This window comes from Streptomyces sp. NPDC085460 (assembly GCF_044541975.1).
Taxonomy (GTDB): Bacteria; Actinomycetota; Actinomycetes; order Streptomycetales; family Streptomycetaceae; genus Streptomyces.
On the sequence record NZ_JBITTO010000005.1, the window covers coordinates 456,567 to 473,141 of the forward strand.

General features: G+C 73.6%; 19 protein-coding genes. 13 read left to right on the top strand and 6 right to left on the bottom strand.

The genetic code is table 11. From position 1 onward, the window contains the following. The first annotated feature begins 2 nt into the window (after positions 1–2). The 6 genes from sufU to ACIGHB_RS15895 all read left to right on the top strand — a co-directional run bounded on the left by sufU (position 3) and on the right by ACIGHB_RS15895 (position 3,189). Entirely contained in the window at positions 3–476 is a 474-nt protein-coding gene (sufU, locus tag ACIGHB_RS15870; protein WP_360312846.1) for a Fe-S cluster assembly sulfur transfer protein SufU, read from the top strand. Next, positions 473–811 (top strand): metal-sulfur cluster assembly factor, encoded by a 339-nt coding sequence (locus ACIGHB_RS15875; protein WP_360312848.1) that lies wholly within the window; start codon positions 473–475, stop codon positions 809–811. Before sufU ends, ACIGHB_RS15875 begins: the two co-directional genes overlap by 4 nt. Positions 812–953: 142 nt before the next feature. Continuing rightward, positions 954–1,274: a multidrug efflux SMR transporter gene (locus ACIGHB_RS15880; protein WP_360312850.1), complete on the top strand. Its 321-nt coding sequence runs from the start codon at positions 954–956 to the stop codon at positions 1,272–1,274. Continuing rightward, positions 1,274–1,870 (top strand): TetR/AcrR family transcriptional regulator, encoded by a 597-nt coding sequence (locus ACIGHB_RS15885; protein ID WP_399913447.1) that lies wholly within the window; start codon positions 1,274–1,276, stop codon positions 1,868–1,870. Before ACIGHB_RS15880 ends, ACIGHB_RS15885 begins: the two co-directional genes overlap by 1 nt. A 44-nt stretch (positions 1,871–1,914) precedes the next feature. After that, a complete protein-coding gene (dapD, locus tag ACIGHB_RS15890; RefSeq protein WP_360312854.1) occupies positions 1,915–2,901 on the top strand; it encodes a 2,3,4,5-tetrahydropyridine-2,6-dicarboxylate N-succinyltransferase in 987 nt (328 codons plus the stop codon). Positions 2,902–2,970: 69 nt separating this feature from the next. After that, the gene (locus ACIGHB_RS15895; protein WP_360312856.1) at positions 2,971–3,189 is read left to right on the top strand and encodes a hypothetical protein; all 219 of its coding nucleotides are present in this window, start codon (positions 2,971–2,973) and stop codon (positions 3,187–3,189) included. On the opposite strand, the gene dapA is transcribed toward ACIGHB_RS15895, so the two are convergent. Both dapA and ACIGHB_RS15905 read right to left on the bottom strand, forming a co-directional pair. Then, positions 3,181–4,062 carry a 4-hydroxy-tetrahydrodipicolinate synthase gene (gene dapA / locus ACIGHB_RS15900; RefSeq protein ID WP_399913450.1) on the bottom strand — a complete coding sequence of 294 codons (882 nt, stop codon included), beginning with the start codon at positions 4,060–4,062 and terminating at the stop codon, positions 3,181–3,183. The genes ACIGHB_RS15895 and dapA overlap by 9 nt on opposite strands. An 86-nt stretch (positions 4,063–4,148) precedes the next feature. Next, positions 4,149–4,592 (bottom strand): GNAT family N-acetyltransferase, encoded by a 444-nt coding sequence (locus ACIGHB_RS15905; RefSeq protein WP_399913453.1) that lies wholly within the window; start codon positions 4,590–4,592, stop codon positions 4,149–4,151. Positions 4,593–4,685: 93 nt separating this feature from the next. Here ACIGHB_RS15905 and ACIGHB_RS15910 point away from each other — a divergent pair, with 93 nt between their 5' ends. After that, on the top strand, positions 4,686–5,399 hold the full coding sequence (locus ACIGHB_RS15910) for an antibiotic biosynthesis monooxygenase (RefSeq protein WP_399913456.1): 714 nt from the start codon (positions 4,686–4,688) through the stop codon (positions 5,397–5,399). Positions 5,400–5,412: 13 nt separating this feature from the next. On the opposite strand, the gene ACIGHB_RS15915 is transcribed toward ACIGHB_RS15910, so the two are convergent. Next, the gene (locus ACIGHB_RS15915) at positions 5,413–7,251 is read right to left on the bottom strand and encodes an endonuclease/exonuclease/phosphatase family protein (RefSeq protein WP_360312864.1); all 1,839 of its coding nucleotides are present in this window, start codon (positions 7,249–7,251) and stop codon (positions 5,413–5,415) included. A gap of 240 nt (positions 7,252–7,491) precedes the next feature. Here ACIGHB_RS15915 and ACIGHB_RS15920 point away from each other — a divergent pair, with 240 nt between their 5' ends. The 4 genes from ACIGHB_RS15920 (at position 7,492) to ACIGHB_RS15935 (ending at position 12,428) form a co-directional block, all read left to right on the top strand. After that, the gene (locus tag ACIGHB_RS15920; protein ID WP_399913459.1) at positions 7,492–8,940 is read left to right on the top strand and encodes a hypothetical protein; all 1,449 of its coding nucleotides are present in this window, start codon (positions 7,492–7,494) and stop codon (positions 8,938–8,940) included. A gap of 146 nt (positions 8,941–9,086) precedes the next feature. Continuing rightward, entirely contained in the window at positions 9,087–10,547 is a 1,461-nt protein-coding gene (locus ACIGHB_RS15925; protein ID WP_399913461.1) for an alkaline phosphatase PhoX, read from the top strand. A gap of 122 nt (positions 10,548–10,669) precedes the next feature. Then, positions 10,670–11,365: a GntR family transcriptional regulator gene (locus tag ACIGHB_RS15930; protein WP_360312870.1), complete on the top strand. Its 696-nt coding sequence runs from the start codon at positions 10,670–10,672 to the stop codon at positions 11,363–11,365. Positions 11,366–11,408: 43 nt separating this feature from the next. Continuing rightward, the gene (locus tag ACIGHB_RS15935; RefSeq protein ID WP_399913465.1) at positions 11,409–12,428 is read left to right on the top strand and encodes a 1-aminocyclopropane-1-carboxylate deaminase; all 1,020 of its coding nucleotides are present in this window, start codon (positions 11,409–11,411) and stop codon (positions 12,426–12,428) included. A gap of 18 nt (positions 12,429–12,446) precedes the next feature. On the opposite strand, the gene ACIGHB_RS15940 is transcribed toward ACIGHB_RS15935, so the two are convergent. Together ACIGHB_RS15940 and ACIGHB_RS15945 are read right to left on the bottom strand one after the other, a co-directional pair. Then, positions 12,447–13,712 (bottom strand): TerD family protein, encoded by a 1,266-nt coding sequence (locus ACIGHB_RS15940; RefSeq protein ID WP_399913468.1) that lies wholly within the window; start codon positions 13,710–13,712, stop codon positions 12,447–12,449. 36 nt (positions 13,713–13,748) lie between these two features. Then, positions 13,749–13,988, bottom strand: a complete 240-nt coding sequence (locus tag ACIGHB_RS15945; protein ID WP_388869603.1) for a hypothetical protein — start codon at positions 13,986–13,988, stop codon at positions 13,749–13,751. 54 nt (positions 13,989–14,042) lie between these two features. Between ACIGHB_RS15945 and ACIGHB_RS15950 the strand changes: the two genes are divergently transcribed. Beyond that, entirely contained in the window at positions 14,043–15,017 is a 975-nt protein-coding gene (locus ACIGHB_RS15950; RefSeq protein ID WP_360312876.1) for an AraC family transcriptional regulator, read from the top strand. 299 nt (positions 15,018–15,316) lie between these two features. Beyond that, on the top strand, positions 15,317–15,697 hold the full coding sequence (locus ACIGHB_RS15955) for a DUF3052 family protein (protein ID WP_399913471.1): 381 nt from the start codon (positions 15,317–15,319) through the stop codon (positions 15,695–15,697). Positions 15,698–15,716: 19 nt separating this feature from the next. Here ACIGHB_RS15955 and ACIGHB_RS15960 read toward each other — a convergent pair whose 3' ends face one another. Then, positions 15,717–16,508 (bottom strand): NAD-dependent epimerase/dehydratase family protein, encoded by a 792-nt coding sequence (locus tag ACIGHB_RS15960; protein WP_399913474.1) that lies wholly within the window; start codon positions 16,506–16,508, stop codon positions 15,717–15,719. Between the last annotated feature and the right edge of the window lie 67 nt (positions 16,509–16,575).

Below are 16,575 nucleotides of genomic sequence, written 5' to 3' on the forward strand. Positions count from 1 at the left end.
TCGTGAAGCTGGATTCGATGTACCAGGACGTCATCCTGGACCACTACAAGCACCCGCACGGGCGGGGCTTGCGGGACGGCGACGCCGAGGTGCACCACGTCAACCCGACGTGCGGCGACGAGATCACGCTCCGCGTGAAGTACGACGGCGAGCGGATCGCGGACGTGTCGTACGAGGGCCAGGGCTGCTCCATCAGCCAGGCGTCGGCCTCCGTGCTCAACGAGCTGCTCGTCGGCAAGGAGCTGGCCGAGGCGCAGAAGATCCAGGGCACCTTCCTGGAGCTGATGCAGTCCAAGGGCCAGATCGAGCCGGACGACGCCATGGAGGAGATCCTGGAGGACGCGGTGGCGTTCGCCGGCGTCTCCAAGTACCCGGCCCGGGTGAAGTGCGCGCTGCTCAGCTGGATGGCGTGGAAGGACGCGACCGCCCAGGCCCTGGGCGGAGACGACCAGAAGTCTGTGAGGAAGTCGGCATGACCGAGAACATCGAGGCCACGACGAAGCCGGCCTCCGAGGAAGAAGTCCGCGAGGCGCTGTACGACGTCGTCGACCCCGAGCTGGGCATCGACGTCGTCAACCTGGGCCTGATCTACGGGATCCACATCGACGACGCCAACATCGCGACGCTCGACATGACGCTGACCTCGGCGGCCTGTCCGCTGACCGACGTCATCGAGGACCAGGCCCGCGCGGCCACCGACGGCATCGTCAACGAGCTGCGGATCAACTGGGTCTGGATGCCCCCGTGGGGCCCGGACAAGATCACCGACGACGGCCGCGAGCAGCTGCGCGCGCTCGGCTTCAACGTCTGATCGGCGCCCGTACGCGAGAGGCCCCCGGCACTGTGCCGGGGGCCTCTTCGCGTCCGGCCGGGGCCCGGCCCGGCTGCCCGGGGCCAGGGTGCCCCGCGCTCGTTGTGTACACCCGTACACAGTGATGTGTACCCTCGTACACATGGGTTACGGACTGCTCGCCGGGGCCATCGCGGCCGAGATCATCGCCACCACCTCCATGAAGTACAGCGAGGGCTTCACCAGGCTCTGGCCCTCGCTCCTCACGGGTACCGGGTACGTCATCGCCTTCGCGCTGCTCGCCCAGGCCCTCAAGACCCTCCAGGTCGGCACCGCCTACGCGATCTGGTCCGGCGTCGGCACGGCCGCCGTCGCCGGCATCGGGATCCTCTTCCTCGGCGAGACCCTCAGCCTCGCCAAGATCGCCGGGATCGTCCTCATCGTCGCCGGGGTCGCCGTGCTCAACCTGGGCGGGGCGCACTGATGGCCCGGGCCCGCCGCTACGACCCCGAGCGCCGGGAGCGGATCGTGGACGCCGCCCTGCGGGTGGTCCGTCGGGACGGGATCGCGGGGCTGAGCCACCGCGCCGTCGCCGCCGAGGCCGACGTGCCGCTCGGCTCCACCACGTACCACTTCGGCTCCCTCGACGAACTCCTCGTCGCCGCCCTGCGGAAGCTCAACACGAGCTGGGCCGGCGCACTGCGCGGCGCGACCCCGCGCGCGGGGGAGGAGCTCGCCGCAGGGATCGCCCGGCTGCTCGGCGGGTGGCTCGGGGCCGACCGGGGCCAGGTGGAGCTGGAGTACGAGATCTACCTCGCCGCCCTGCGCCGCCCCGCCCTCCGCCCCGTCGCCGCCGAATGGGCCGAGGAGGTCGTCACCGCCCTCGCCCCGCACACCGGGCCGGCCACCGCCCGCGCCCTCGTCGCCCTGATCGACGGCATCGGCCTCCAGGTGCTGCTCACCGAGACGCCGTACGACGAGGCGTACGCGCGCGAGATGATCGCCCGGATCCTGAACGAAGACCCGAAGGGGCCGGCCCGGGACTCGTCGGAAGCTCCGGCACGCCCGACCGGCACCTGAGACCGGTTGGCCCGCGCGGGGGCCCGACCGTTAGGTTTTCCGTCATGACCACCACTGCTCCTCGCACCACCGGCGCCGTCGCCGCCGGCCTCGCCACCCTCGCCGGCGACGGCACCGTCCTCGACACCTGGTTCCCCGCCCCCGAGCTCACCGAAGAGCCCGGCCCGGCCGGCACCACGCGGCTCTCCCCGGAGGAGGCGGTGAACGCCCTCGGCGAGGGCGCCGCCAAGGCCCTCGGCGTGGACGCCCGCCGCGGCGTCGAGGTGGTCGCCGTGCGCACCGTCATCGCCTCGCTCGACGAGAAGCCGCTCGACGCGCACGACGCCTACCTGCGCCTGCACCTGCTGAGCCACCGCCTCGTCCGGCCGCACGGCCAGAGCCTGGACGGCGTCTTCGGCCTGCTCGCCAACGTCGCCTGGACCTCGCTCGGCCCGGTCGCCGTCGACGACATCGAGAAGGTGCGGCTCAACGCCCGCGCCGAGGGCCTGCACCTCCAGGTCACCTCGATCGACAAGTTCCCCCGCATGACCGACTACGTCGTGCCCGCCGGCGTCCGCATCGCCGACGCCGACCGCGTCCGTCTCGGCGCCCACCTGGCCGCCGGCACCACCGTCATGCACGAGGGCTTCGTCAACTTCAACGCCGGCACCCTCGGCACCTCCATGGTCGAGGGCCGCATCTCCGCCGGCGTCGTCGTCGGCGACGGCTCCGACATCGGCGGCGGCGCCTCCACCATGGGCACCCTCTCCGGCGGCGGCAACGTCGTCATCTCCATCGGCGAGCGCTGCCTCGTCGGCGCCGAGGCGGGCGTCGGCATCGCGCTCGGCGACGAGTGCGTCGTCGAGGCCGGCCTGTACGTCACCGCCGGCACCCGGGTCACCATGCCCGACGGCCAGGTCGTCAAGGCCCGTGACCTCTCCGGCGCCTCGAACATCCTCTTCCGCCGCAACTCGGTCACCGGCGCCGTCGAGGCCCGCCCGAACAACGCGGTCTGGGGCGGCCTGAACGACATCCTGCACAGCCACAACTGACGGCGATCACGACGCGTTGAGTCTCCGGGGAGCGCGGTGCTCCCCGGAGAGACGAGTCGAGGAGTCGACATGAGGACGAGGCCGATGGTCGCGGGAGTGCTCACCGCGGCGGCGGTGCTGCTGCCGGCGGGGGCCGCCCGGGCGGACGAGACCCACACGCACAACGGACCGACCGTGACCAACGGTCCCAGCCTCAGCCTGCACACCGGTCAGATCGACGACCCGCTGGAGGACGTGCTGGAGCACGCGGCGATCCTGGGGCGGACCTCCACGGTCGACTCAGGCTGAGACCAGCTCCGCCAGGAGCGCGCGCAGCCCGTCGGCCGTCTCCCGGCCGGCGGGCCGCAGCGGTTCCCTGACCGGGCCGCCGAGGAGCGCCTTCGCGGTGACCGTGCCGGGCAGCCCGGCGGACATCATCCGCTCGACGAGCGGGAGCGTGCGGGCGTGCAGCCGGGCCGCCAGGGCGGTGTCGCCCGCGTCGTACGCGTCGAGGACGGCGGCCAGCCGGCGCGGCGCCACGTTCGCCACCGTACTGACGTAGCCGGCGCCGCCGACCGCGTACAGCGGCAGGTTCAGCTCCTCGTTGCCGGAGTAGTAGGCGAGCGGGGTCTCGGCGATCAGCCGGCCCGCCGCGAGCAGGTCGTACGAGCAGTCCTTGACGGCCGTGATCCTCGGGTGCTCGGCGAGCCGGCGCATGGTGTCGGGCTCGACGCGGGTGCCGGTGCGGCCGGGGATGTCGTAGACCATCACCGGGAGCCCGGCGCCGTCCGCGACCTTCAGGAAGTGGGCGGCGACCGCGTCCTGCGGCGGGCGGCTGTAGTACGGGGTGACGACGAGCAGGCCGTCGGCCCCGGCCGCCTCCGCCTCCCGGGCCAGCTCCACCGTGTGCCGTGTGTCGGCCGTGCCCACGCCGGCCACCAGCGCCGGGCCCGGGCCGACCGCCTCCCGGACCGCCCGGACCAGCGCAGTCTTCTCGGCGTCCGTGGTGGTCGGGGACTCCCCGGTGGTGCCGTTGAGGACCAGTCCGTCGCAGCCCTCCCCGACCAGCCGGGCGGCCAGCTTCCCGGCCGCGTCGAGGTCGAGGGCGCCGGAGTCGGTGAACGGGGTGACCATCGCGCAGAGGGCGCGGCCGAACGGGCGGGGAGTTCCTGGAGTGCTCATGGAGGCAGTCTGGGCGGACGCCATCGTTCAGGTCCACTTAGATCTGCTTCGCCGGAACGTTCAGTTCAGGTGAACGGAAGCTCCGGTCAGAGGGCGAGCTTGAAGCCCTCGTGGCTGCGGGCGTAGCCGAGCGAGGCGTAGAAGCGGTGGGCGTCGGCGCGCCCCTTGCCGCTGGTCAGCTGGACGAGGGCGCAGCCGCGCTCCCTCGCCCGCGCCGCGGCCCGCTCCATCAGCTCCCGGCCGAGCCCGCCGCCGCGCCGGTCGGCCCGGATCCGGACCGCCTCGATCAGCGCCCGCTCGGCGCCGCCCTTGCCGAGCCCCGGGATGTAGGTGGCCTGGAGGCAGCCGAGGACGAGCTCGCCGTCGACCAGGACGAGGAGTTCGTTGCGCGGATCGCCCGCGATGGCCGCGAAGGCCCGTTCGTACGCCTCGGTGACGGCGACCGTGGCGGGGTCCACCACCCGGTGCTCGTCGGCGAGCAGGGCGAGGACGGCGGGGAGTTCGGCGCGGGTGGCGGGGCGAAGGATCATGGCGCGCAGTCTTCCATGCCGAACCCCCTTGACCTCGACCAAGGTTGAGGGTGGAGGGTCGAACCGTTCGCACCGAGCAGGAGGAGACACCCCATGAACGCCGTCGCACACCCCGATGCCCGTCCCGACCTCCACCGCCCCGGAGTCGGCGCCGTCCTCGTCAGCACCTGGCGGGTCGGCACCCCCGAGCGGCAGCGCGCCGCCGTCGAGGCCGTCCGGAAGGCGTGGGAGAGCAGGGCGTGGCCGGACCTCGGCCTGCTCTCGTACAGCGTCCTGGCCGGCACCGACGGGGACACGCTGCTGCACTACTCGCAGTGGACCGAGCAGCAGGCGTACGACGACTTCGTCCGTACCTACCGCGACGACCGGAACGCCGAGATCGACGCCGCCGTGCCGGGCATCGAGCGGGTGGAGCTCCGCCGCTACGGCCCGATCCACCGCTCCACCGCCCGCGGCGCGACGAGCACGGGGGAGCTGCCCGGGGTCGTCGTGATCGTCGAGGCGGACTTCGACCCGGCGGACGCGGGGCGCCGGGAGGAGTGGGTGGACGGCGTGTTCGCCGCGCTGGACGAGGACGCGGCGACGCGGCCCGTGCCGGGCGGGATCAGCGGCCAGTTCCACCTCTCCACTGACGGCGGCCGGGTCCTCAACTACGCCGAGTGGGAGAGCGAGCGGGCCCATGAGAAGTGGCTGGCGGACGACGCCCCGCTGAGCGAGGCGTGGGCGCGGGTGCAGCACCACCCGGCGCTGACGGGCGGCCGGGTGCGCAGGTACGCGCCCGCGCTCAGCCTGAGCGCGGGCGCGTAGCGGGGCCGCCGTCCTACGGGCGGAAGCGCAGGACCTGCGGGTCGTGGTCGCTGTTCTGGTCCGCGAACTCGGCGTTGATGTGCACGCTGTCGTACGCGAAGTGGCGCACGCCGGGGCTGGTCAGGATCTGGTCGAGGACCTGGCTGTTGCCCTGGTAGACGTACGAGTAGCGCTCGGAGCGGGGCAGCGACTTCACCGCCGGGTAGAGCACGTCGCCGTCGGTCAGCGCCTCGGTGGTCGCCGAGAACTCGAAGTCGTTGATGTCGCCGACGACGAGGACGTCCGCGTGCTTGTCGACCGCCGTGATCTCCTTCACGAAGGCGTTGACGGCCTGCGCCTGGAGGAGGCGCTTGGCCTCGGAGGAACGGTTCGGCGGCTGGAACTGCGAGGTCAGCGCCTGGTCGCCGCCCTTCGAGCCGAAGTGGTTGGCGATGACGAAGACCGTGCGGCCGCGGAAGCTGAACTCGCCCGCGAGCGGCTTGCGGCTGGCCTCCCAGGCGGCGTTCGCCGGGTCGATCCGGCCGGGGGAGAGGGTGAGGGCGGCGCGGCCCTTCGCACCGGTGACGCCGGTCGCGGTGGTCGCGTCGCCGCCCGCGCGGTCCACGAAGGAGACCCGCTCGGGGTTGAAGAGGAAGACCTGACGGATGTTGCCGCCGGGCTCGCCGCCGTCCTTGTTGTTCTCCGGGTCGATCGAGCGCCACTCGTACGCCGGGCCGCCGGCCGCCACGATCGCGTCCGTGAACTTCTTCAGCGTCTGGCCGGCCGAGACCGTGCCGTCGTTCGTGGCGCCGTTGTCGTCCTGGATCTCCTCCAGGGCCAGCACGTCCGGCGCGGCGAGGTTCTCGACGACGGCCTTCGCGAGCGCGTCGAACTTCTCCTGCGGGTCGCTCGGGTCGAGGTTCTCCACGTTGTACGTGGCCACGGCCAGCTCGTTCTTGTGCTGCTTCCGCGTGACCTCGCGCTCCAGGCCGCGGTCCACGACCGTGCCGAGGGTGCGGGCGGTCAGGGTGTAGCCGCCGAACTGGTTGAAGTCGAGCGGGCCCTCGGTCGAACCGACCAGCCAGTCGCCCACGTTCGCCTTCGGGAAGGGCTGCTGGGCGGTCGGGACCAGCGACTGGATCTGGAGCCGGCCGGTGTTCTGGGACGCGTACGAGCCGTAGACCGCGCCGCCGCGCCAGTTGCGGTTCTCCCACGGCTTCACCGTGACCCACAGCTCGGAGTACGGGTCGGTGGCGCCGACCACCCGCGAGGAGGAGACGCGGACGTTGGTGCCCTCCAGCGACTCGTAGTAGTCCAGGGCGTACGCGCGGGGCTTCAGCGGCAGCGCGTTGATCGAGCCGCCGTTCGCCGGGTCGCCCTCGGGGGCGTACGCGTCCGGCACCGACCAGGGGGCGATGGTGACGGGCGCGGGCAGCGCGTTGCCCTGCGAGACCACGGTGACCTTGGGGCGGGACAGCTGGGTCAGCGACTGGTTGCCGGAGTTCAGGCCGCCGGGGACGTACTCGGTGACCGTGCCGTCGACGCTGACCGCGTCGCCGACCGCGACCGTCGGGGCGGAGCCCGTGAAGACGAACAGGCCCTCGCTGGTGGCCGGGTCGCCGTCGCCCTGCGGGTCCTGCATCCAGAAGCCCCGCGACGAGCCGTAGGTCCGGACGCCGGTGACGACGCCGGTCACCCCGGTGACCTGCTTGCCGGCCAGCGGCGAGACCCGGGTGGTGCCCTGGACGTCGTGGATGCGGACCGCGGCGGTGTCCTCGGCCGCGGCGCTCTGCGAGCCGGCGAGCAGTCCGGCCGCGAGCGCGGCGGCGACCACCGCGGAGACGGCGGCGGTTCTCGGTATGGAGGAAGACATCAGGAGGCTCCGAGGGTGCTTGGAGGAACGGCAGAGAGATCTACGCGCGTCAATCTCTTGTGAGAGCGCCCCACTTGTCAAGGGTCGACGGGTGTACGAAGGCTGACGGGTCCATGAACCCGCGGGCGGCCCCCCGGATGCGTCTACGCTGAGGACGCCGGCCCCGCCGGCCCCCACCGGTCCGGCCCCGGACCGCACCCGTCCCCACCGATCCACGCACGCGTCGAGGAGATCCCCCACATGGCTGCGGAGCACCCCACCCTTCCCCCCGTTCGGCTGCCCTCGGACGCGGAGCTGGCTCGGGAAGCCCTGGCCGCCCCCCTCCTCGCCCACGCCGTCCGCCTCGCCCGCTGGGCGGGACCCGGCACCCGGGTCGGCGCGGGTGGCGAACTCGCCGACGAGCAGCTGCCGGACGCCGCCGAGGTCCTCGGCCTCGCCGGTGACGAGGACGCCGAGTACTGGGCGGGCGACGCCTGGCGGCTCGCCGTCGACACCGGCCTGGTCGACGTCGAGGACGGCGCCGACGACGACACCCCCGGCATCGCCGCCCCCGGCGAGAACCTGGCCGTCGTCACCGGCGGCGCGCCCCGCGACGTGCTCGGCATCTGGCTCGACGCCTTCGACGCCGTCTTCGCCGACGCCGTCGCGCCCGCCATCGACGACCTGGAGCCGCTGCTCGACGAGGACGGCGGACTCGACCTCGACACCCTGGACTGGGACCCGGAGGCGGAGGCCGACTTCCTGGAGGGCGTCCTCGGCAACCTCTACCTGCTGACCGTCAGCGAGGGCGGTCCCGGCGAAGGCCCCGTGCCGCTGCCCGCCCTCGCCGCCTCCATGGTCGTCCCCGACGACATGGGCGAGCCCACCGACGACGTCCTGGAGCAGGTCTCCGACGCGATGATGCGGCTCGACGAGCAGTTCCGGCTGCTGGAGCCGATCGGCCTCGTCGAGTACCAGCCCGTCGACGAGGCCCTGATGGCCGAGGAGGGCGAGGAGCCCGCGCCGCCCGTCGACGACGAGGACGTCTCCCGCTACGGCATGGTCCGCCTCACCCCGCTCGGCCTCTACGGCGTCCGCACCCGCATGCTGGAGGCCGGCGTCGACGCCCCCGCCGTCGGCGACCTCGCGGAGAAGGACGCCGACGCCCTCCTCGCCGGCCTGGCCGGCTACCCCGAGTCCGCCGCCCGCGCCGAGACCGAGGCGTGGCTCGCCGGCCGCGAGCCGGTGCCCGCCGCCGCCGAACTCCTCGCCGCCGCCCGCGGCTCCGACCCGGGGTCCCCGCTCCGCCGTCTCCACTGCCAGCAGGCCCTCGCCCTGGTCGGCGCCGACGCCGAGCCGGTGGTCCGCGCCGTCCTCGACGACTCCGAGCTCGGCGGCCTCGCCCGCGTCTGGCTCGTCGAGCGCGGCGCCTCGGACGTGCCCCCGCCGCCGGAGTCCATGATCTTCTGGCTCGCCGTGGACACCATCGCCGCCCAGCTCGACGCCGTCGGCGACCTCGCCGAACTCCAGGAGCTCATCGAGGGGCTGACGAGCCGGCACACCGGCTTCCTGGAGACCGCCTGGCGGGTCGAGCACCCCGCCACCGCCGACGTCCTCGACGCGATGGGCCGGCTCCACCCCGACAAGACCGCCGCCAAGGAGGCCCGCAAGGCCGCCTTCAAGGCGCGCTCCCGCGCCGGCTCCGCCTGATCCCTCGGCAGCGGGCCGCGGAGCCCTTTCCCCGGAACCGGGGAAGGCGCTCCGCGGCCGTTCCCGCGCCGTTCAGCCGCCGTTCCCGCGGGCGCGCCATGGTGTGCGCGACATCCGGCCCTCAGCTTGGGGAGAGTCCGTACACCATGGCGCTCAACCGCAGAGAGTTCACCCAGAAGTCCGCCGTCGCCGGCTTCGCCCTCACCGGCGCCGTCGGGGTCCTCGCCACCGCCCCCGAGGCCCTCGCGAGCGACGAGCGCGCCCACGGCGGCCCCGGCCGCGACGACGACCGCGACGACCGCGACGACCGCGACGACCGCGGGTACTGCCACGACCGCCTCGGCTACGGTCCGCTCGTCGCCGACCCCGACGGCATCCTCGCCCTCCCCGAGGGCTTCGCCTACCGCGTCGTCACCCGCACCGGCGTCACCCGCCTGGAGAGCGGCGAGTTCACCCCGTCGAACCACGACGGCGCCGCCACCTTCGCGGGACCGCGCGGCACCACGTACATCGTCTACAACCACGAGCTCAAGGGCGCCCGCTCCCAGTGGGCCCACCCCGTCCCGCTCACCGAGGGCCTCGTCTACGACCCGGGCGCGGCCGGCGGCTGCACCGTCGTCGAGGTGCACCGCGACGGCACCACCGCCGAGTGGGTCGGCATCGCCGGCACCTCCACCAACTGCGCCGGCGGCCGCACCGCCTGGGGCACCTGGCTGACCTGCGAGGAGAACTCCGACCTCGCCGGCAAGAACGGCATGACCAAGGACCACGGGTGCGTCTTCGAGGTGGACCCCCGCGACCGCCGGGCCAACCTCGACCCCAAGCCCCTCAAGTTCTTCGGCCGTTACGACCACGAGGCCGTCGTCGTCGACCCCAAGCGCGGCCACGCCTACCTCACCGAGGACGCCTCCAACCCCAACGGCCTCCTCTTCCGCTGGGTCCCGCCGCGCGGCTTCGAGCACGGCCGCGGCAGGCTGCGCCCGCTCGCCGACGACGCAGGCGCCCTCCAGGCCGCCCGGTGCATCGACTCCGGCGGCCGGTTCGTCGACGACCTCTCCCGTGCCGGCCGCATCGGCACCGTCTACGGCGTCGACTGGGTGGACGTCCCCGACCGCGACGCCCGCACCACGCCCGTGCGCAAGCAGTTCACCGACCACCAGATCACCCGCGCCCGGAAGCTGGAGGGCATGTGGTGGGGCGACGGCGGCGCCTACGTCGTCTCCTCGTACGCCCGTGACGAGAGCCCCGGCGCGGCCCACGACGGCCAGGTCTGGTTCTACGACCCCAAGCGCCGCACCCTCACGCTGAAGGTGCTGCTGGGCGTCAACACCGCGCCGGACCAGGACGGTGCCTACGACGGCCCGGACAACATCACCGTCTCCCCGTACGGCGGGCTCGTCCTCGCCGAGGACGGCGAGGGCGTCTCCCACCTCTTCGGCGCCACCGACTCGGGCCGGACCTACCCGATCGCGCGCAACGACCTCAACGACAGCGAGTTCACCGGCGTCGTCTTCTCGCCCGACGGCGACACCCTCTACGCCAGCATCCAGAACCCGGGCATCATGGTCGCGATCACCGGCCCCTGGCGGCGCCAGCCCCGCCGCTGACACCGGGCAGGTCACGGCCCTCCGGGGAACCTGTGAGGAATCCCGTCGGGAACCCGACGGGTTCCCGCCAGGTTGCAAGATCCTCTGTCGGCTCCATGGACTGACATCTAACCTGTCAGTCCATGGACGACGTTCTGATGCCCGTGGGCCGGACCCTGCTGCGCGACCGGGCCTACGAGTCGCTGCGCGAGGCGATCGTGCGCGGCGACCTCGCCCCCGGTGCCCTCCTCAAGGACGCCGACCTCGCCGACCGGCTCGGACTCTCCCGCGCCCCCGTCCGCGACGCCCTCGCCCGGCTCACCGTCGAGGGCCTCGTCGAGACCAAGCCGCAGAGCTACACCCGGGTCACCCGCCCGGTCAGCCGGATCGTCCGGGACGCCGCCTCCGTGGTCCGGGTCATGCACGAACTCGCCGCCCGCACCGCCGTGCCGCTGCTCGGCCCGGAGGCCATCCGCGCCATGCGCGAGGCCAACGAGCGCTTCGCCGCCGCCGTCCGCGCCTCCGACGTCGAGGCCGCCCTCGACGCCGACGACGAACTGCACCAGGTCCTCGTCGGCGCCAGCGGCAACCACGCGGCCGCCGCCACCATCGACCGCTACACGCCGCTGATCCGGCGCGTCGAGCGCCGGCTCTTCGGCGACTCCGGCAGCTGCGCCTCCGCCGAGCTGCACGCCCGTCTCATCGACGCCTGCGCCGCCGGGGACGCGGACGAGGCCGTGCGGATCACCAGCGAGATCTGGGCCGCCCTGGAACAGCTGGCCGACGACGCCATCGAGGTCGCCGAGGTCACCGGCATCCCCGCGCCCCAGGGGCCGTGACGCCCCCCTCCGTCCCCGTCCGCCACCCCAGGGAGAGCCGCCCGTGCCCATCACCGACTTCGACCGCTACCCGCTCCTCTTCGGACCCTCCCCGGTCCACCCCCTCGAACGGCTCGGCCACCACCTCGGCGGGGCGACGCTCTGGGCCAAGCGGGAGGACTGCAACTCCGGGGTCGCGTACGGCGGGAACAAGACCCGCAAGCTGGAGTACCTGGTCGCGGACGCCCTCGCGCAGGGCTGCGACACCCTCGTCTCCATCGGCGGCGTGCAGTCCAACCACACCCGCCAGGTCGCCGCCGTCGCCGCCCGCGCCGGGCTGAAGTGCGTGCTGGTGCAGGAGAGCTGGGTCGAGTGGCCCGACGCCGTCTACGACAAGGTCGGCAACATCCTGATCAGCCGGCTCGCCGGCGCCGACGTGCGGCTCGTGCGGGCCGGGTTCGGGATCGGCTTCAAGGAGAGCTGGGAGCAGGCCCTGCGGGAGGTCGAGGAGGGCGGCGGGAAGCCGTACGCCATCCCGGCCGGCGCCTCCGACCACCCGCTCGGCGGGCTCGGCTTCGCCAACTGGGCCTACGAGGTGGCCGAGCAGGAGCGCGAGCTCGGCGTCTTCTTCGACACGGTGGTGGTCTGCTCGGTGACCGGCTCCACCCAGGCCGGCATGGTCGCCGGCTTCGCCGCCCTCGCCGAGGAGGGCGGCCGGCCCCGCCGGATCATCGGGATCGACGCCTCCGCGAAGCCCGCCGAGACCCACGGCCAGATCACCCGGATCGCCCGGAACACCGCCGCGCTCCTCGGCGTCGAGCGCGAGCTGACCGGCGCCGACGTGGAACTGGACGAGCGCTACCACGCCGGTGTCTACGGGGTCCCGGACGAGGCCACCCTCGACGCGATGCGGCTGGCCGCCCGCACCGAGGGGATGGTCACCGACCCCGTCTACGAGGGGAAGTCGATGGCCGGGCTGATCGACCTGGTGGACAGCGGCGAGATCGGCCGCGACGCGACCGTCCTCTACGCCCACCTCGGCGGCCAGCCCGCCCTCAACGCCTACAGCGCGCTCTTCTCGTAGCGCGCCGGGTCCCGCCGCTCAGAGCGCCTGGGCGGCGGGCTTCACCATGCCCCGGACCGTCCGGGACTTCACGAACTCGCCCATCGCGGTCATCTCCCACTCGCCGGAGAACTGCTTGATGAGCTTGGCCATCATCACGCCGGTCTGCGGCTCGGCGGAGGTCAGGTCGAAGCGGACCAGCTCCTCGCCGGTCGCCGCGTCCATCAGCCGGCAGTACGCCTTGGCGACCTCGGTGAACTTCTGCCCGGAGAACGAGTTCACGGTGAAGACCAGGCCGGTGGCGTCGGCCGGCAGCCGGCCGAGGTCGACGGTGATGACCTCGTCGTCGCCCGCGCCCTCACCCGTCAGGTTGTCCCCGGAGTGCCGGACGGCACCGCCCAGGATGGTCAGCTTGCCGAAGTAGCAGCTGTCCAGGTGGTTGCGCTGGGGGCCGTACGCGATGACCGAGGCGTCCAGGTCGATGTCCTTGCCCCGGTACGCGGGCTCCCAGCCGAGGCCCATCTTCACCTGGGAGAGCAGCGGCCGGCCGCCCTTGACCAGCGACACCGTCTGGTTCTTCTGGAGGTTGACCCGGCCCTTGTCCAGGTTGATCTTGCCGGTGGGCGCGGGAGCGGCGGCGGGGGCGGGGGCGGCCGGGGCCGCGGCGGCGAGCCGGGGGTCGGCCGGGGGAGCCGGCGGCATCGGCGGGGGAGTGAAGGACGGGAGCGTCTGCCCGGACTGCGCGGGCGGGGCCACCGGCGCGGGCGCGACGGGGGCCGGGGCCGCGGGGGCGGCGGCGGGCTCCTCCTCGACCGAGACGCCGAAGTCGGTCGCGATGCCGGCCAGGCCGTTCGCGTACCCCTGGCCGACGGCGCGGACCTTCCACGCGCCGTTGCGCTGGTAGATCTCGACGACCACCAGGGCCGTCTCGGTGGCCAGCTGCGGCGGGGTGAAGGTGGCGATGACCGCGCCGCTGTCGGCGTCGCGGACGGTCGCGGTGGGCTCGATGCCCTGGAAGGTCTGTCCTGCGGCGTCCGGGCTGGCCGTGACCACGATCCTCTCGATGCCGGCGGGCAGGCCGCCGGTGTCCACCAGGATCGCGTCCGGCGCGGTGCCGCCGCCGGAGCGGTAGGTGACACCGGGGCCCGCGGGCTGGTTGTAGAAGATGAAGTCGTCGTCCGAGCGCACCTTGCCGTTGGCGCCGAGCAGCAGGCCCGAGACGTCGAGCCGCACGGGGGCGGCGACGTCCACCGCCACACGGGGGCCGGTGAGCGGGAGGTTCGAGCCGGGGGTCATTGCGGTCATGCCAGGCTCAACGATCCGGGCCGCTTTGCCGTTCCCTTACCCGCGGCGGGTTGCGCCACCTTGGTTACGGGGGTGGTTCCGGGCCTGGCGCTCGTTGCCGAAACGGTACGCCCCGGTCCAGCGGGCCATCAGCATCTGGACGTCGCCGGACTGCGCCTCGGCGAGGAACTTCGCGGCCCGCGCCCCGCGCAGGACCCCGGCGGGCCGGCCGTGGTGGGTGAGGACGACGGAGCCGTCCCCGCGCTCTTCGTAGCTGAATCCCTGAGGTCGTGGCATGGGGGCATCCTGCCCGTCCCGGGCCAGTCGGTCATATGAATTATCTTTCGCATCGTGGGTGCTGTGGGTGGGAGCTCTTTTACGACCGGGGACGTCGACGAGGCGCGCCAGGAACTCGACGCGCGCTACTACGCGAGCCGCATGGACGTCGTGGACGAGCGCCGGTCCTTCGCGGCCCGCTTCGACATCGTCGAGTTCGGGCCGCTCGTCATCGGCGACCTCAGCTGCGGGGCGGACGTCCGGATGAGCTTCGGCGAGCTCGGCGCCTACCACGTCAACGCCCCGCTCAGCGGCACCATGGAGATGCGCCAGGGCGGCGGACCCGCCGTGTACGCCTCCGCGCGCGAGGCGCTGCTCCTCGACCCGGCCGGGGACACCTACCTGGACCGCTGGAGCGGCGACGGGCGGATCCTCTCCGTCAAGGTGGGCGCGGCCGAGCTGCGCGACCGCCTGGAGCACCTGCTGGGCCGGCCGCCGCAGGGCGGCCTCGCCTTCCGGCCCGGTCTCGACATCTCCCGGGGCCCCGGCCTCAGCTGGGTGCGGTTCGCCCGCCGGGTCGCGGCGGAGGCGCTCGCCGGGGAGGGGCTCGCCCACCACGAACTCGTCGCCCGCCCCCTCCAGGAGGCGCTGCTCAACGGCCTGCTCCTCGCGGCGGAGCACCCCTGGCGGGAGGAGCTCGCCCACCCCGCGGGGCCGCGCCGCCCGGCACCGGTGAAACGGGCCATGGACGCGGTGCGGGAGCGCCCCGAGCACCCCTTCACCACCTCCGAACTCGCCGTCCACGCGCGCGTGAGCGTCCGCAGGCTCCAGGAGTCGTTCCGGGAGTACGTCGGGATGTCGCCGATGGCGTACGTCCGGGAGGTCCGGCTCGAACGGGTCAGGGAGGAGCTGCGGGCGGCGGAACCGGACGAGGTGAGCGTGAGCGAGGTGGCCTGGCGGTGGGGCTTCGCGCACCAGGGCCGTTTCGCGGCGCGCTACCGCGAGAGGTTCGGCGAGTCGCCGTCCCGGACCCTGAGGACGGCGCCCTGAGGACGGCGCCCTGAGGACGGCGCGCCGAGGATGGCGCCTTGAGGGCTGTGCCCTGAGGCGGGCGGTGCGCCCCTGTGCCCCTGCCGACCGCGCATTCCGGACAGAGGCCGCGTTACGCGGCTCGCGGTGATCTTGGTGGCGGCCTACGGTGGGGGGCGTCCGGCGCTGCCAGCGCGCGCCGTCGAACCGGGCCCGGCCGGCTCCCCCGTATCACCGGCCGGGCCCGTGGCATTCCTGGACACCTCCTCCGGCCCCGCCGTACGGTCGGCCCCCGGGCTGTCGAGGGAGAGGGGCGCGCAGTGGGGTACGCCGGGACGATGGGCCTCGGGGCGGGGCAGGCGGTGCGGGAGCTCGGCGCGGACGACGACACGGACGACGAGCTCCGGGACGACATCCGGCGGGTGACCGGCCGGGAGCTGCTGGACGACACCTCCGAGGACACGGCGGACGCCGTGGTGTGGTGGTGGCGGGAGGGGGACGGGGACCTGGCGGTCGAGCTGCGGGACGACGCGGGGCCGCTGGCCGAGGGCGGTCCGATCTGGGTCCTGACGCCGAGGCAGGGGAAACCGGGGCACGTCCCCGCCCAGGAGCTGGAGGAGCTCGCCGGCGACGCGGACCTCCGGGTGCGTGCCGTCGTCCCCCTCGGCGGCTGGACCGGCCACCGGCTGTGCCGCCGCTGAGGCCGGAGCGGCGGCGGGGTCAGAGCGCGGTGAAACCGCCGCCTATGTAGAGGTCGTCCGGACTGCCCGGGGCCGGGAGTCCCCGGGCCGCCAGGAGGCCGGGGGCGTAGGGCTCCGAGTCGTCCTGGGGCGCGTAGCCGAGGGCGCGGGCCGGGGCCAGGTCCCACCAGCCGCGGGTGTTGGCCGAGGAGCCGTACACCACCGTGTGCCCGACCCGCTCCGCCGTGAGCGCCGCGTGCAGCAGGCGCGCGCAGTCGGCGGGGCTCAGCCAGAGGGAGAGCATCCGGACCGACGTCGGCTCGGGGAAGCAGGAGCCGATGCGGACCGAGACGGTCTCGACGCCGTGCCGGTCCCAGTAGAGCTGTGCCAGGTCCTCGCCGAAGCACTTGGAGAGGCCGTAGTAGGTGTCGGGCCGGTGCGGGGCGGTGATCGGCACCAGGGGTTCGCCGTCGCGCGGGGCGGGGGTGAAGCCGACGGCGTGGTTGCTGGAGGCGAAGACCACCCGGCGGACGCCCTCCGCGCGGGCCGCCTCGTAGAGCCGGTGGAGACCGGTGACGTTCGCCGCGACGATCGCGTCGAACTCGGCCTCCACGGAGATGCCGGCGAGGTGCACGATCGCGTCCACCCCCCGGACCGCCTCCCGGACCGCCTCGCGGTCGGCGAGGTCGGCGACGATCGCGTCCGGCGCGTCCGGCACGGGAGCGACGTCGAGGAGGCGGAGTTCGTAGCCGTACCGCGGGAGCAGTCCCCGCATGAGGGTGCCGACACCTCCGGCGGCGCCGGTGAGCAGGAGGGTGCGGGGTGCGGGCATCGGCGGTACTCCTCGGCCGGAGAGCGTCATTCACGGACGTGGACACGCTAGGGAGGGGGTGAGAGGG